The organism is Streptomyces malaysiensis subsp. samsunensis, assembly GCF_024519315.1.
GTDB classification, from domain to species: Bacteria; Actinomycetota; Actinomycetes; order Streptomycetales; family Streptomycetaceae; genus Streptomyces; species Streptomyces malaysiensis.
This window is the reverse complement of record NZ_JANIIC010000036.1, coordinates 24,403-38,721: the sequence shown is the minus strand read 5'-3', so window position 1 is coordinate 38,721 and position 14,319 is coordinate 24,403. Positions and strand designations below refer to the sequence as shown.

Here is a 14,319-nt window from a genome sequence, read left to right as displayed (position 1 = left end):
GGGCTGGGGCTGGGCTCAGATCTCGTACGTGATCCCCGGGGCGGCCAGCTCCACCGGGCCGCCGAAAACCGCCTGTGCGTCGCGCTGGTTGATCTCGGGGTCCGTCCACGGCGGGATATGGGTGAGCACCAGGGTCCCCACCCCTGCGCGCAGCGCGTGCTCACCCGCCTGGCGGCCGTTGAGGTGCAGCTCCGGGATGTCCTCCTTGCCGTGCGTGAAGGCCGCCTCGCACAGGAAGAGGTCACCGCCCCGGGCCAGGTCCACCAGGGCCTCACAGGGGCCCGTGTCGCCCGAGTAGACCAGCGTGCGGCCGCCGCACTCGATCCGGAACCCGAACGCCTCCACCGGGTGGCAGACCCGCTCGGCGTGGATGGTGAAGGGGCCGATCTCGAAGCCGCCGGGCGTCAGGGTGCGGAAGTCGAAGACCTCGCGCATCGACTTCTCGTCGGGCACGTCGTCGTACGCCTGGACCAGCCGCCGCTCGGTGTCCTCGGGGCCGTAGACGGGGATCGCTTCGGCGCGGCCCCCGTCGTGCCGGTAGTAGCGCGCGACGAAGTATCCGCACATGTCGATGAAGTGATCGGGGTGGAGATGGGAGAGCAGCACGGCGTCGAGGTCGTAGAGACCGCAGTGGCGCTGCAACTCGCCAAGGGCGCCATTGCCCATGTCGAGGAGCAGCCGGAAGCCGTCGGCCTCTACGAGGTAGCTCGAGCAGGCCGATTCCGCGGACGGGAACGACCCTGAGCATCCGACGACGGTGAGCTTCATGAAGCAGGAACCTCCTTGAGGGGTCCCCATGCCGAGGGCCATGGGCAGGTGCGGGGGGTCATGCGGTGCCCACGAGCGTAAGGCGCAAAAGCCCAGGCAGCTCCTCCACAGGCCCGCGTTGTGGGCGGAATCACCAGGACGGAGCCGGGTGGCGCCCGGCCATGCCCCCCGCCGGCCGATCGGCCCGGGCTACGCCCAGAGCTGGCCGTGCAGCGTCTCGATCGCCTCCTCGGTGGTGGCCGCCGTGTAGACACCGGTGGAGAGGTACTTCCAGCCACCGTCGGCGACGATGAAGACCACATCGGCGCTCTGCCCGGCCTTGACCGCCTTACGGGCGACACCGAGGGCGGCGTGCAGCGCGGCCCCGGTGGAGACGCCCGCGAAGATGCCCTCCTGGGCGAGGAGTTCCCGGGTGCGGGCCACCGCGTCCTCGGAGCCGACGGAGAAGCGGGTGGTCAGGACGGACTCGTCATACAGCTCGGGGACGAAGCCCTCGTCGAGGTTACGGAGTCCGTAGACGACGTCGTCGTAGCGCGGCTCGGCGGCGACGATCTGGACGTCCGGCTTGTTCTCGCGCAGATAGCGGCCGACGCCCATCAGGGTGCCGGTGGTGCCCAGACCGGCGACGAAGTGGGTGATGGAGGGCAGGTCGGCCAGGATCTCCGGGCCGGTGGTGGCGTAGTGGGCGCCGGCGTTGTCCGGGTTTCCGTACTGGTACAGCATCACCCAGTCCGGGTGCTGCCCCGCCAGCTCCTTGGCCACCCGGACGGCGGTGTTGGAGCCGCCGGCGGCGGGCGAGGAGATGATCTCCGCGCCCCACATGGCGAGCAGCTGACGCCGCTCCTCGCTGGTGTTCTCCGGCATCACGCAGACGATGCGGTAGCCCTTGAGCTTGGCCGCCATCGCGAGCGAGATACCGGTGTTGCCGGAGGTGGGCTCGAGGATGGTGCAGCCGACGGTCAACCGGCCGTCCTTCTCGGCCTGTTCGATCATATGGAGCGCGGGGCGGTCCTTGATCGAACCGGTCGGGTTGCGGTCCTCCAGCTTGGCCCAGACCCGTACCTCGGAGGAGGGCGAGAGCCGCGGCAGCCGGACGAGCGGCGTATTGCCGACCGCGGCCAGAGGGCTGTCGTACAGCATCAGAGCCTGCCCGCCCGTCGCCCGGCCACCACCCCAGCAGGACGGGGCTCCGCCCCGAGAGCCCCACCTGCGACGGCGGGGAGAATCGTCACATTGTCGCCGTCCGAGAGCTTGGTGGAGATGCCGTCGAGGAAGCGGACGTCCTCGTCGTTCAGGTAGACGTTGACGAAACGGCGCAGCTCACCGCCGTCGACCAGGCGGTCCTGGATCCCGGAGTGCCGGGACTCGAGGTCGGCGAAGAGTTCGGCGAGCGTGGTCCCGCTGCCCTCGACCGCCTTCTGGCCGTCGGTGTAGGTGCGGAGGATGGTCGGGATGCGGACCTCGATGGCCATGTCTGAGCTCCTGTCGGAGGGCGGGATGGGCTCCCGGACCGAAGCGGCCGGGAGGACGTCGTCGAAGGGCGTCGGGCGTCTGGGGCGCGCGCTCAGGCGCCCACGGCGCGGCGCGGACACATCGCGCTGGCGAGCCGGCACAGGTCGACGTGGAGCCGCGCCACGAGCAGCATGCCCGGCGTCTTCTCGCTCACGTCATCGAAAACCATGGACTCATCGTATCGATTCCCGAACCGGGCTCCGGTAGGCAATCCCGGGATACGGACAGGTAGCGACCGCGATACGAGACCAGGCACTGGTTCAGCCGCCCGGGACGATCTCTACCTCTTCCTCGGTGACCTCACCGTCCACGATCCGGAAGGACCGGAACTGGAAGGGGCCCTCGTCATTGCCGCACTCCGCCGTGGAGATCAGGACGTAGTGGGCGCCGGGCTCATTGGCGTAGGAGATGTCGGTGCGGGAGGGGTACGCCTCGGTGGCGGTGTGCGAGTGGTAGATGACCACCGGTTCCTCGTCCCGGTCGTCCATCTCACGGTAGAGCTTGAGCAGGTCACCCGAGTCGAACTCGTAGAAGGTGGGGGAACGGGCCGCGTTCAGCATCGGGATGAACCGCGACGGGCGGCCGCTTCCGGCGGGGCCCGCGATCACACCGCATGCCTCGTCGGGGTGGTCGGCGCGGGCGTGCGCGACGATCTTGTCGTGGAGCGCCTGGGTGATGGTCAGCATGACAGAAGAATAGGAGGCGGGCTCCGGACAGTGGTCCGGAGCCCGCCTGCTGAGATGCTGCGCCCAAAAGGCGATACTGATGCGCCGCGGACTACTTGCGCGCGTACTCCGGCTCCACCGCGTCCGACTGGCCGAGCGGCTGCGCACCGCCGCGGGCCTTGAGGACGTACCAGCCGATCACCAGGCAGACGGCCCAACCGGCACCGATGTACAGGGAGACCCGGGCGTCCTTGTCGTAGGCGACCAAGCAGGTCACGAACAGCAGGAAGACCACCGCCACCCAGCTGAAGAACGAGCCGCCCGGGGCCGGGAAACTCGAGGCGGGCAGCCGGCCGGCGCGGAACGCGCGGCGGTACCGGATGTGGGCGAACAGGATCATCAGCCAGGTGAAGATACCGCAGGCCGTGGACACCGAGGTGACGTAGGTGAACGCCTTCTCGGGGACGACGTAGTTGAGGAGCACGCCGATACCCATGAAGAGGACGGAGAAGGCGATACCGAGGGCCGGGGACTTGCGGGCGTTGAGCCGGGCGAAGATCCCCGGCCCCTCACCGCTGGTCGCCAGGTCGCGCAGCATCCGGCCGGTGGAGTACATACCGGAGTTGCAGGCGGACAGGGCCGCGGTCAGGACGACGAAGTTGACGATACCGGCGGCGAGGGGGATGCCGATCTTGGAGAAGCCGTGCACGAAGGGGCTCTCGCCGGCCGAGAACTCGGTCCACTTGACGACCGCCAGCAGCACCGTCAGGGAGCCGACGTAGAAGATGATGATGCGCCACGGCAGGGTGTTGATCGCCTTGGGCAGGGTCCTCTCGGGGTCCTCGGACTCGCTCGCGGTGACGCCGACCAGTTCGACGGCGAGGTAGGCGAACATCACACCCTGGAGGGTCATCAGGCTGTCGCCGATGCCGTTGGGGAAGAACCCTCCGTGGGACCAGAGGTTCGAGGCGGCGGCGGTGTCACCGGCGTCGGAGAAACCGAGGGTGAGCACACCGAGGCCGATCACGATCATGCCGATGATCGCGGTGACCTTGACCATCGAGAACCAGAACTCGATCTCACCGAAGACCTTGACCGAGATCAGGTTGACCCCGAAGAGCACCACCAGGAAGACCAGGGCGCTGATCCACTGCGGGATCGAGGGGAACCAGAAGTTGATGTAGATGGCGGCGGCCGTGAGCTCGGCCATGCCGGTCACCACCCACAGCAGCCAGTAGGTCCAGCCGGTCACATAGCCGAAGAACGGGCCCAGGAACTCCCGGATGTACTCCGCGAAGGAGCCCGAGGACCGCCGGTAGAGGAGCAGCTCACCGAGCGCTCTCATGATGAAGAAGACGACCACACCCGCGAGGGCGTACATCAGGATGATGCTCGGGCCGGCCTTGGCGATATTCGCCCCGGCGCCCATGAACAGGCCGACGCCGATAGCGCCGCCGATAGCGATCATCTGGACCTGGCGACTGCCAAGGCCCCGCTCATAGTCCTCTTCAGGAGCCGCTGAGGTCATTTTGCTGCGCCTTTCTCCCTGTGGCGGCTGGTCTGGCGATCGTGAAGATTTACCACGGCCGCCCCACCGATCGAGCGGGCCACGTGTGGCACACGCCACAGGAAGAAGCGGACAAAAGTTACCGCGCTCAATAAAGTTCATGAGCGCGGTGATGCGATCGTTATCCGGAGTTGAGCATCCTCTAAACGAACACTCAGTAATTGCCGGAGGAGATCATTCCGGCATCAGCGTCTCGACGAGGGTCTCCTGGAGCCCCCCGAGCCAGAAGTACGCCATGACCATCGGCTTGCGCGGATCGGAGTCCGGCAGCCGCAGCAGCTCACCGCCGTCGTCCTCGTCGCTGACCTCCAGCCGGGTCCCGATGGCCAGCCGCAGGTCGTTGAGGGCGCCCAGCCACTGCCGGGACTTGTCCGGCGCCAGCTCCAGCACGGCCGGGCCGCCCGCGGACGGTCCGGGGGTCAGCGCGTCCAGGTCGCGCACCACCGTCAGGACGTCCTCGCGCTTGCGCGCCCGCAGGTCGTTCTCGGTGAAGCGGCGGAACTCCGCGGACGCCTCGCGCGCCGCCTTCTCCTCCCGCGGCCCCAGCTCCTGGTCCGGGGGGCTGTAGGCGTCCGGGAACAGCCGGGCGAGCGCCGGATCGGCGGGCGGCTTGCTGGGGCCGTCGGCGAAGAGCGCGTCCAGCGGGTCGCCGCCCCCGGCGGGCTGGTCACCCGGGCCGATCAGCTCGGCGAGCTGCATGGCCAGGCTGCGCAGGATGGAGATCTCGACCTCGTCCAGCGTGATGGCGGCGCCGCCGTCGGGCAGCGGTTCGAAACGTCCCGACATCAGCGCTCCTGCTGGAGGGTCGCCCACAGGCCGTATCCGTGCATCGCCTGTACGTCGCGCTCCATCTCCTCGCGGGTGCCGCTGGAGACGATCGCGCGACCCTTGTGGTGGACGTCGAGCATCAAACGGTGCGCCTTGTCCTTGGGGTAGCCGAAGTAGCTCTGGAAGACGTAGGTCACATAGCTCATGAGATTGACGGGGTCGTTATGGACCACCGTCACCCAGGGAACGTCGGGCTCGGGCACCGACATCGGTGCCTCACGGGATTCGGGACGTTCGATCTCCACGGGCGTGACACTCACACGTCCCATGCTGCCACCCGGTACGGGCCGTCGCATAAACCGGCACCACATCTCGTCACTCTGACGAGTACGGGAGGTAGCATCGTCAACCATGGACACTGCGGACTTGGGACTGCCGGTGGACGTGCCGTCGACCGCACTCTTCACCGACCGGTACGAACTCACCATGTTGCAGGCCGCGCTGCGGGCGGGCACCGCCGACCGCCGCTCGGTCTTCGAGGTCTTCACCAGGCGCCTCCCCGAGGGCCGCCGCTACGGTGTCGTCGCGGGCACCGGGCGGGTGCTGGACGCCGTCGAGAACTTCCGCTTCGACCGCGACGTGCTGGACTTCCTCGCCCAGCAGCGGATCGTGGACGAGCAGACCGTCGACTGGCTCGCCGACTACCGCTTCCGCGGCGACATCTGGGGCTACCCCGAGGGCGAGGTCTACTTCCCCGGCTCGCCGATCATGCGGGTGGAGGGCACCTTCGCCGAGGCGGTGCTGCTGGAGACCGTCATCCTCTCCATCCTCAACCACGACTCCGCGGTGGCCGCCGCCGCGTCCCGGATGTCCACCGCCGCCGGCGACCGGCCGCTCATCGAGATGGGCGCCCGCCGCACCCATGAGCTGGCCGCCGTCGCCGCCGCCCGCGCCGCCTACGTGGGCGGCTTCACCACCACCTCCGACCTCGCCGCCGGATTCCGCTACAACATCCCCACCGTGGGCACCAGCGCCCACGCCTTCACCCTGCTGCACGACAGCGAGCGGGACGCCTTCATCGCGCAGGTCCAGGCGCACGGCAGCGACACCACCCTGCTCGTGGACACCTATGACGTCGTCGAGGCGGTGCGCACCGCCGTGGAGGTGGCCGGGAAGGACCTGGGCGCCGTGAGGATCGACTCCGGCGATCTGCTGCTGCTCGCCCACCGGGTGCGCCAGCAGCTCGACGAGCTGGGCGCCAAGAACACCAGGATCGTGGTGACCAGCGATCTCGACGAGTACGCGATCGCCTCGCTGGCCGCGGCCCCCGTGGACGCCTACGGGGTCGGCACCCAGCTGGTCACCGGCAGCGGCCACCCCACCTGCTCGATGGTCTACAAGCTGGTGGCGCGGGCCGGTTCGGACGATCCGGGGGCGCCGCTGCTGCCGGTGGCCAAGAAGTCCATGGGCGCCAAGAGCTCGGTGGGCGGCTGCAAATGGGCCGCGCGGCGGGTGGACGAGCACGGTGTGGCCGAGGCCGAGGTGATCGGCACCGGGGAGGTCCCCGGGGAGCTGGCGGACCATCAGCTGCTGGTGGAGCTGGTGCGCGGCGGTGAGATCGTGGCCCGGGAGCCGCTGGACGCGGCACGGGACCGGCACAAGGCGGCCCGGGCCGGGCTGCCGCTCTCGGCCACCCAGCTCTCGCGCGGGGAGCCGGTCCTCCCCACCGAGTACCTGCGGGCCCGGGGCGGGTCATGAGCGGGAACGCGGGGCACGCCCACTGCCGCAATCGACGTGAAGTGTCTACCCTCGGTGACATGCACCGGGCACTGATCGTCGTCGACGTCCAGAACGACTTCTGCGAGGGCGGAAGCCTCGCGGTGACGGGGGGCGCGGACGTCGCCGCCACGATCACCGATCTGATCGGGGAGGCCACGCCCGGTTACCGCCATATCGTCGCCACCCGTGATCACCACATCGACCCGGGCGATCACTTCTCGGACAACCCGGACTACGAGCACAGCTGGCCGGTGCACTGTGTCGCGGGCACCGAGGGCGTCGGCTTCCACCCGAACTTCGCGCCCGCCGTCGCCTCCGGCGCGATCGAGGCGGTCTTCGACAAGGGCGCCTACCAGGCGGCGTACAGCGGTTTCGAGGGCAGCGACGAGCACGGCACCCCGCTCGCCGAGTGGCTGCGCCGACGCGAGGTGACCGAGGTGGACGTGGTGGGCATCGCCACCGACCACTGCGTGCGGGCCACCGCGCTGGACGCGCGCCGCGAGGGGTTCGCGGCGCGCGTCCTGCTGGACCTGACCGCGGGCGTCTCCCCCGGCACGACCGAGCGCGCCCTGGAGGAGCTGCGGGCGGCCGGGGTCGAGCTCAGCGGCAAGCCGGTGGTCTGAGGGCACCGGCCGGTCGTCGCCCGAGGCAACCTGGCCGCGGGTCCGGCGGCCCCGTCCGAGGGCGCTGGAGGCGCTCTGGGCGCCTCCCAGCCTCCCCCTGGACCCCCGGCCCTGACCCCGGCGCTACGAGGCCGGGGCCGGCGGTCTGAGAAGGGCGGCGATCGGATGCCAGAGCTCCCCTCCGTGGTCCGGCGCGGTGCGCCAGACCAGCCCCTCGGGATGGTGCAGCACCGCCGTCACCTCGTCGGGTGTCGGCGGCGCGCTGTTACCGCGCAGATAGACGGCGCGAAGCCCGAGATTGCGCAGCCTGGTCAGGGCGCGCTGGCGATTCGCGGCGTGTACGAGTACGCGGACGCCGCCGTCGCCCAGCGGGCGCGGCAGCGTCAGTGCGACCACCACGCTGCCGCCGGGCAGCTTGGTGAATCCTCCATCGGCCATTGCGGGTCATGTCCCCCGTGAGACGTCGTGTCAACAAGAAGGTCGTAGGGGCATCTAAACGCTAACGGCCGCCGCCCGCTAGGGGGCGACGGCCGCTACCGCTCTGACCTGCGAAGACGCAGACTGGTGTGGATCTAGGAGGCGGACGGTCCCACCTGGACGGTCATCGTCGAGCCGCCCGGGAGCTCCTTGAGGATCTTGATCCGGGTGTTGGTGTCAGCAACCTTCACACTGCCGGTCGGGTTGCTCTCGTCCCAGTACGTCCCCTTACGGTCGTCGAAGACCGAGATACCGGTCTTCGGCTTCACCTTGGCGGCCTTGCCGTCCTTGTGCAGCGTGAAGCCGTCCGAGGGGAGCCGGCTGAAGGGCGAGTCGTACGCCTGGATCCGGTTGCGCATCAGCGTGCCGTCCGCCCACTTCTCGACGCCGGGGTGCGCGTCGATCGGCAGGATCTGACCGCTGCCCGGGTGGACGCCGACGTTGTTATCCGGCTGCGAGGTGTCCCACTGCCAGATCAGCAGCCCGTTCTGGTACGGGAAGTGCTCGACCCAGTTGGGCCGGGTGGAGGGCCAGCCGAAGTTGTACGGACCGGTCTTCAGGGTGGTGTCGTACGACACGTACTGCCGGTTCTCGGCGATGTAGTACTGCGGGTAGTCCTTGCTGAAGGACTTGCCGATGCGCGAGAAGCCGTTCGCGGTCCAGCCGTTGTCATCGCCCTCGGCGCCGTCGCTGAAGACCGGGGCGCCGTCCGCGGTCAGGGTGATCGCGTCGGCCGCGAAGCCCTTCTGCGCCACACCGCCGTCGGTCTGGTAGCGGAAGCGCAGGTCGATCTTCTTGCCCGCGTAGGCGTCCAGCGGGAAGGAGAGCTTCTGGTACGCCCCCGAGGTGCCGGTCAGTGCGGGCTTGTCACCGGCGTCGCGCGGGATGGTCTTGCCGTCGGCGGTGCCGTCGACGGGCGTCCAGTTGGCGCCGCCGTCCGTGGAGACCTCGGTGTAGAGGTAGTCGTAGCTGTCCTCGATGTCCCACCAGCCCTGGAGGTCCAGGCTCGCCTTGGACTTGCCGGTGAGGTCCACGGACCGGGTAAGGGTGTTCTTCAGGTCGTCACCCATCCCGCTCCACCACTGCTTGGTGCCCTCGGCGGGGGCGACCACCTCGGTGGTGACAGGCTTGGCGGGCAACTCGACGACCAGCGCCTGCTTGTCCTTGGTGTTGTACTCGGCGACCCCGAGGGTGTGGGTGGACTTCTTACCGGCCTTGGCCGTGGCGTAGTTCAGCCACCCCAGCTGGAGCTTGTCCCAGGCGCCCATGTCGCCGGGCAGATCGCCGATGGCGTCCTTACCGGTGCCGAGCCAGGAACCCGAGGACATCAGCGACCAGTAGGCGACGGACGACTCGCCCTTGCCGGTGGTGTCGTACTCGTCCGGCAGGCCCAGGTCGTGGCCGTACTCATGGGCGAAGACGCCGAGGCCGCCGTTCTCCGGCTGCATGGTGTAGTCGCCGACCCAGACGCCCGTGTCGCCGATCTGCGCGCCGCCCGACTTGTTGTCGGCCGGGCCGGTCTTGCCCGCGTCGGTGCCGTACGCGTACCAGCGGTGCGCCCAGATCGCGTTCTCGCCCTGGACGCCGCCGCCCGCGGACTCGTCCTCACCGGCGTGGACGATCTGGAAGTGGTCGATGTAGCCGTCGGGCTCGTTGAAGTTGCCGTCGCCGTCGTAGTCGTAGCGGTCCCACTGGTCGTACTGGGACAGGTCCGCCTTGATCTGCGCGTCGGTGCGGCCGGCCGCCTTCTGGTCCTCGGCCCACTGGTTGACACCGTCGCGGATCAGGTCCCAGGCGTTGGCGCAGTTGGTGTCGCCGCAGTAGTTGGAGCCGTAGCGGGCCTCGTTCCAGTCGACCTTGACCCAGTCGGAGACCTCGCCGTCCACGGAGTAGCGGCCCGAGGACTGCTTCTCGTAGTACTTCTTCAGGGACTGCTTCTTCTTGTCCGAGGAGAAGTAGAGGTCCTGGAAGTGCTCGCGGTCGAAGTCCTTCTGCCAGTCCGTGCTGTTGTCGTTGGCGCGGTCCGGCTCGGCGATGGTGTTGTGCGCCGGGCCCGGGTCGCCGCCGTACTTCTTCACCGGCGGCTCGGGGCCGTCCCCGTCCGGGTCGTACATGGTGGTGTCGTCCACCTTGTCGCCGAACTCGACCAGGATGGTGAAGATCTTGTCGGTCTTCTCCCGGGCCAGCTCGACGTACTTGCCCTTGCCCAGCTTCACCACCTTGGACGCCCCGCGCGTGGTGGCCCGGGTGTCGCCGGAGATGACCTGACGCAGCGCCTCCTGGCGCTGCGCTTCCTGCCGCTTGCTGTACGGGCCCTCGAGATCGTGCTCGACATCCGTCTTCGCGGGCGCCGGGTCATGGCGCTCGACACGCGTAGACGGTGCGTCCGCCTGAGCCATTCCGGTTGAGAGTGCCGCCGCTCCGAGCGCGGCCACCACTGTGGCTATGGCGGCCGATCTGACCGTCCTCCGTTGGCTGTTCACTCGCTCAGTCCTCCCCTTTCCACGCCAGTGCCGGACATTTGACCGGAGTGGCAGGAGAAAAGACAGACCTTGACTTGGACTGATGAGACAAGTACGTTCTGCGATCCCGGCGTTCCGTTTAACGGACGGCAACGGGCGCGCCCCGCACGCCGGTTGGAACACCCGGTGATTCCGTGCGCCCCCTGTGCAACGGCGTCGTGGGTGAGGTCACGCTTACTTCCGTTCCCCCAGGGCATTCACCACCGTAGAGTCAGCGCTGACGGTGCACATCAGCCTGACTCATGCCCCCTGCATATCGCCCCCGAGGACGGATCCCGCCATGCCGCGTCCGACTCCTGCACAGCTCGTCTATGGTTCGGCCACCGTCGTTCTCTCGACCTTCGCCATGCTGCTGCTGTCCCAGACCCGATCGGGGCTCGGCGTGGGGGTGGTCACCGTGGTCGGGCTCGCGTCCGGGCTCCTCGTCGCACTCACCGTGCCGGTGGCTCGGGTGTCCCGCACCAGCCGCACCAGCCGCACCAGCCGCACCGTCCGCACCAGCCGCCCCATGACGGGGTCGGAGCGCGCCCACACCCGGGCGCACGCCGACTCGATCCACGGCTGACAGCGACCACCACGGCCGGTGGCACAGCGGCTCACCGCACAGCGGCTCACTGCACAGCGGCTCACTGCACGGCTGACACCACGACGGTCCGTGCGGCCTTGTCGTGCAGACAGCGCTGGAACGGCTTGTCCCACAGCAGCGATGCCGAGTTCACCAGCCAGAAGACCGTGCCGATCAGCAGCGGGATCAGCATCCCGGGCAGTACGTAGACCGCCGCGCGGACCCAGCCCTGACCGGCCGGCACATTCCCGTCGGACAGCATCGCCACCCGGATGCGCAGCGCCTTCTTGCCGAGCGTCTGTCCGCTGAGGGCCAGCATGACGCCCTCGTAGACGAAGTAGAGCGCCATGGTGATCACCAGTGCGGCGGTGACCTTCCCCATGTGCTGCTCGCCCGGGTGGTCCATCGTGTACTGGAGCGCGCCGGTCGATATGAGCGCCACCGTCCAGATCGCGCCGAGGATGACGATGTCGACGAGCCGGGCGGCGAAGCGCTGACCAGGGGTGGCCAGCGGGGGCATCCCTGGGGGGAACATCTGTGGGGGCGAGGGCAGCGGATCGGGGGCCATGCCCCGATTACATCAGCGCCCCCGGTGGACCGGAAGCTCAGGGTGGCTTCCCGGGGGCTGAGGGGGGGTGCTCAGGCTCAGGGAACGGTCGAGACCACGAGGGTCTTGGCCGCCTTGTCGTGCAGACACTGCCGGTAGGGCCGGTCCCAGGTGCACCACAACACATTGATCAGCCAGAAGAAGAAGCCGCAGCAGGGCACGATCTCCGGCAGGGCGTACACCGCGGCCCGCACCCAGCCCGCCTGACCGACCGGGGGCTGACCGTTCTCCAGCATGGCGACCCGGATCTTCATCGCCTTCTTGCCGACGGTCTGGCCGTCCCGGGTCAGCATCAGCCCCTCGTAGAGGAAGTAGACCAGGACATAGACCAGCGTGACGGTGGTCGAACGGGCGCTGCCGTCGATCGGGTCGTAGCCGCCCGCGACCGCGGTCACCACCAGCCCGACCGGGATGCCGATGAGCAGCGCGTCGATGATCCGGGCGATCAGACGGCGGCCGAGGTGCGCGAGCGGCGGCATCCCGGCGTACGGCTCGGCTCCGGCGGTGTGGTCCTCGTACGGGGAGCCGTTCGCCCGCGGATATTTCGCGAACGGGTCGCGGCTGTCCCCGTCCCGGGGCTCATCGGGCCCGGGGGGCGGCTGGTCGGTGCTCATGGCCCGAGTCGACCCCGGAGCCGGGGCTGTCGCATCCGGCGCGCCCCGTTCGGGCGACCGGGATCGTCCATCCGCCTCAGTCGAGGCGGATGTTCAGTCCGGGGAAGGACCGCACGGGCGGCCGGGGCAGAAGGGGCGGCTCAGGTGGCGGACGCGACGAAGGTACGGGCCGCCTTGTCGTGCCAGCACTGCCGCCAGGGGCGGTCGAACAGGCACCACAGCACGTTCAGCACGCCGATGACGAGCACCCCCAGCACCGAGTAGACCAGCCAGCGGCGCAGCGCGGCGCCGAACGACGGCTTGTCGTGCCCCTCGATGTCCAGGACCCGCACCCCGCACAGCCGCTTGCCCAGGGTGCGGCCCCACTTGGCGGTCGGCAGCGCCTCCAGGACGACGCCGAAGACGAGCAGCAGACCGAGGACGATGGCCAGATAGCCGCTGGTCGTGCCGTCCAGGAAGTAGACCGTGACGGTCTCGCCGCTCTGCTTGGCCGTCTCGACCTTCTCGTCGATGTGGTCGCTGGCCCTGCCCCACAGCGGGAACGCGACGGCGCCGACGATGCCGAGCAGCACGGCCGTGTCGACCAGCCGGGCGGCGAGGCGGCGGCCGAGCGGGGCGGGCCGCCCCTCGGCCTGGGCGGCCAGCAGGAAGGGGTTGTCGACGGGCGGCTTCCAGGGGATGACGCCTTCGGGCGCGTCCTGCGGCGGGCCGGGCTGCTGGGCGAACTGGTGCTGGGGCCCCTGCTGCGGCCAGGCCGGGCCGCCACCGCCCTGGGCGGGGATCCCGCCGAAGGGCTGCGGGGGCTGGTGCGGCTGCGGGGGCTGCTGGGCCTGGTGCGGCTGGGGAGGCTGGTGGGGCTGGTGCGGCTGAGGAGGCTGGTGGGGCTGGTGCGGGGGCTGGGCCGGGGGTGCCGCTCCGGCGCCCTTGCGCGAGCCGCCGCGGCCGATCGCCCGGATCGCCATCGTCCCGTCGTCGCGGCCGGGCGCCTGGTTCCGGCCCTGGCCCTGCCCCTGACCCGTCGTGGGCGCCGCTCCGCCGCCCTGCCCCACCGCGCGGATCGTCATCGTCCCGTCGCCCGCCGCGGGGGGCGTCTCCCCCTCGTCCGCCGGGGGCAGTTCCGGGGCCCGGCGCACCGGCGGCAGGGCCTGCGTCGAGCGGTCCGCCGTCCGTCCGCTCCCGCCCGCGCGCATCGTCAGCGTGCCGTCGTCGCGACCGCCGCCCTCATCCGGGCCCGCGCGCCGCGGATCGGGCACCCCGGGCCGCGGGCCGCCACCGGGCTGCCCGCCACCGGCCCGTGGGTCGCCGGGGGCATCCGTCTCCGAGCCCCAGGAGATCCGGCGGTCCCGCTCCCCGCCGAACCCGCCCTGCCGGGAGGCGTCCGCCTGCCAGGCCGACCCGGCCTCGGGGCGGGTGCCGTACAGCCGCTGCGGATCGTTCCAGTCCACGGACGCCGGGACGCCGCCGGGCGGCACCGGCTGGGCCCCGATACCACCGGCCGCCGCCTCGGGCGCCCCGCCCGCGCCCCGGACGTCCATCTCGGCGCTCCGGCGCAGCTCGGGCAGTGCGCTGCCGGTCTCCTCGGCGGCCGACGGCGCCGGGTCCTCGTCCAGGAACATCGGGCCCGTCTCGTCCGGCGGCGGGCTGATCACCTGGGTATGGGTGACACCGGGCGGCGGCGCGGGCATGGCCTCGCCCTCGGCCGGGGCAGGACGGCTGGTGCCGGGCACCCAGGCGGCGCCGTTCCAGTACCGGATGTAGCCGGGGATGGACGGATCAGGATAAAAGCCAGGGATGGAGCTGCCGTCCGCGGATCCTGAGGTAGGGGCGCTCATGATCTCCGATGTCCCGTATC

General features: G+C 69.9%; 16 protein-coding genes. 3 read left to right on the top strand and 13 right to left on the bottom strand.

Going from position 1 to position 14,319, the window contains the following annotated elements; genetic code table 11:
- Positions 1-15: 15 nt before the first annotated feature.
- From NQU54_RS27845 to clpS, 8 genes are all read right to left on the bottom strand, one after another.
- Positions 16-768 (bottom strand): MBL fold metallo-hydrolase, encoded by a 753-nt coding sequence (locus tag NQU54_RS27845; protein WP_257633488.1) that lies wholly within the window; start codon positions 766-768, stop codon positions 16-18.
- A 189-nt stretch (positions 769-957) separates the two neighbouring features.
- Entirely contained in the window at positions 958-1,908 is a 951-nt protein-coding gene (locus tag NQU54_RS27840) for a PLP-dependent cysteine synthase family protein (protein WP_257633487.1), read from the bottom strand.
- On the bottom strand, positions 1,908-2,240 hold the full coding sequence (locus tag NQU54_RS27835) for a MoaD/ThiS family protein (protein WP_257633486.1): 333 nt from the start codon (positions 2,238-2,240) through the stop codon (positions 1,908-1,910). The genes NQU54_RS27840 and NQU54_RS27835 overlap by 1 nt, the downstream gene beginning before the upstream one ends.
- Before the next feature lie 92 nt (positions 2,241-2,332).
- Positions 2,333-2,449, bottom strand: a complete 117-nt coding sequence (locus NQU54_RS50215) for a putative leader peptide (RefSeq protein WP_372506059.1) — start codon at positions 2,447-2,449, stop codon at positions 2,333-2,335.
- A gap of 91 nt (positions 2,450-2,540) precedes the next feature.
- Positions 2,541-2,966, bottom strand: coding sequence for a M67 family metallopeptidase (locus NQU54_RS27830; RefSeq protein WP_257633485.1), 426 nt, complete (start codon positions 2,964-2,966; stop codon positions 2,541-2,543).
- Positions 2,967-3,057: 91 nt separating this feature from the next.
- Positions 3,058-4,473 (bottom strand): amino acid permease, encoded by a 1,416-nt coding sequence (locus tag NQU54_RS27825; RefSeq protein ID WP_257633484.1) that lies wholly within the window; start codon positions 4,471-4,473, stop codon positions 3,058-3,060.
- A 213-nt stretch (positions 4,474-4,686) separates the two neighbouring features.
- Positions 4,687-5,298 (bottom strand): DUF2017 domain-containing protein, encoded by a 612-nt coding sequence (locus NQU54_RS27820; protein WP_257633483.1) that lies wholly within the window; start codon positions 5,296-5,298, stop codon positions 4,687-4,689.
- The gene (clpS, locus tag NQU54_RS27815; protein ID WP_069863715.1) at positions 5,298-5,609 is read right to left on the bottom strand and encodes an ATP-dependent Clp protease adapter ClpS; all 312 of its coding nucleotides are present in this window, start codon (positions 5,607-5,609) and stop codon (positions 5,298-5,300) included. Before clpS ends, NQU54_RS27820 begins: the two co-directional genes overlap by 1 nt.
- An 82-nt stretch (positions 5,610-5,691) precedes the next feature.
- Here clpS and NQU54_RS27810 point away from each other — a divergent pair, with 82 nt between their 5' ends.
- Positions 5,692-7,038 (top strand): nicotinate phosphoribosyltransferase, encoded by a 1,347-nt coding sequence (locus NQU54_RS27810; protein WP_257633482.1) that lies wholly within the window; start codon positions 5,692-5,694, stop codon positions 7,036-7,038.
- Between the two features lie 59 nt (positions 7,039-7,097).
- Positions 7,098-7,682 carry a nicotinamidase gene (locus NQU54_RS27805; RefSeq protein WP_257633481.1) on the top strand — a complete coding sequence of 195 codons (585 nt, stop codon included), beginning with the start codon at positions 7,098-7,100 and terminating at the stop codon, positions 7,680-7,682.
- 123 nt (positions 7,683-7,805) lie between these two features.
- On the opposite strand, the gene NQU54_RS27800 is transcribed toward NQU54_RS27805, so the two are convergent.
- Both NQU54_RS27800 and NQU54_RS27795 read right to left on the bottom strand, forming a co-directional pair.
- Positions 7,806-8,120: a hypothetical protein gene (locus tag NQU54_RS27800; RefSeq protein ID WP_069863709.1), complete on the bottom strand. Its 315-nt coding sequence runs from the start codon at positions 8,118-8,120 to the stop codon at positions 7,806-7,808.
- A gap of 134 nt (positions 8,121-8,254) precedes the next feature.
- Positions 8,255-10,642, bottom strand: a complete 2,388-nt coding sequence (locus NQU54_RS27795; RefSeq protein ID WP_257633480.1) for an immune inhibitor A domain-containing protein — start codon at positions 10,640-10,642, stop codon at positions 8,255-8,257.
- A 319-nt stretch (positions 10,643-10,961) separates the two neighbouring features.
- Between NQU54_RS27795 and NQU54_RS27790 the strand changes: the two genes are divergently transcribed.
- A complete protein-coding gene (locus tag NQU54_RS27790) occupies positions 10,962-11,246 on the top strand; it encodes a hypothetical protein (protein WP_257633479.1) in 285 nt (94 codons plus the stop codon).
- Between the two features lie 61 nt (positions 11,247-11,307).
- On the opposite strand, the gene NQU54_RS27785 is transcribed toward NQU54_RS27790, so the two are convergent.
- The 3 genes from NQU54_RS27785 to NQU54_RS27775 form a co-directional block, all read right to left on the bottom strand.
- Entirely contained in the window at positions 11,308-11,814 is a 507-nt protein-coding gene (locus NQU54_RS27785) for an RDD family protein (RefSeq protein WP_069863703.1), read from the bottom strand.
- 77 nt (positions 11,815-11,891) lie between these two features.
- Positions 11,892-12,467 (bottom strand): RDD family protein, encoded by a 576-nt coding sequence (locus NQU54_RS27780; RefSeq protein WP_257633478.1) that lies wholly within the window; start codon positions 12,465-12,467, stop codon positions 11,892-11,894.
- 140 nt (positions 12,468-12,607) lie between these two features.
- Positions 12,608-14,299: an RDD family protein gene (locus tag NQU54_RS27775; RefSeq protein ID WP_257633477.1), complete on the bottom strand. Its 1,692-nt coding sequence runs from the start codon at positions 14,297-14,299 to the stop codon at positions 12,608-12,610.
- Positions 14,300-14,319: the final 20 nt, after the last annotated feature.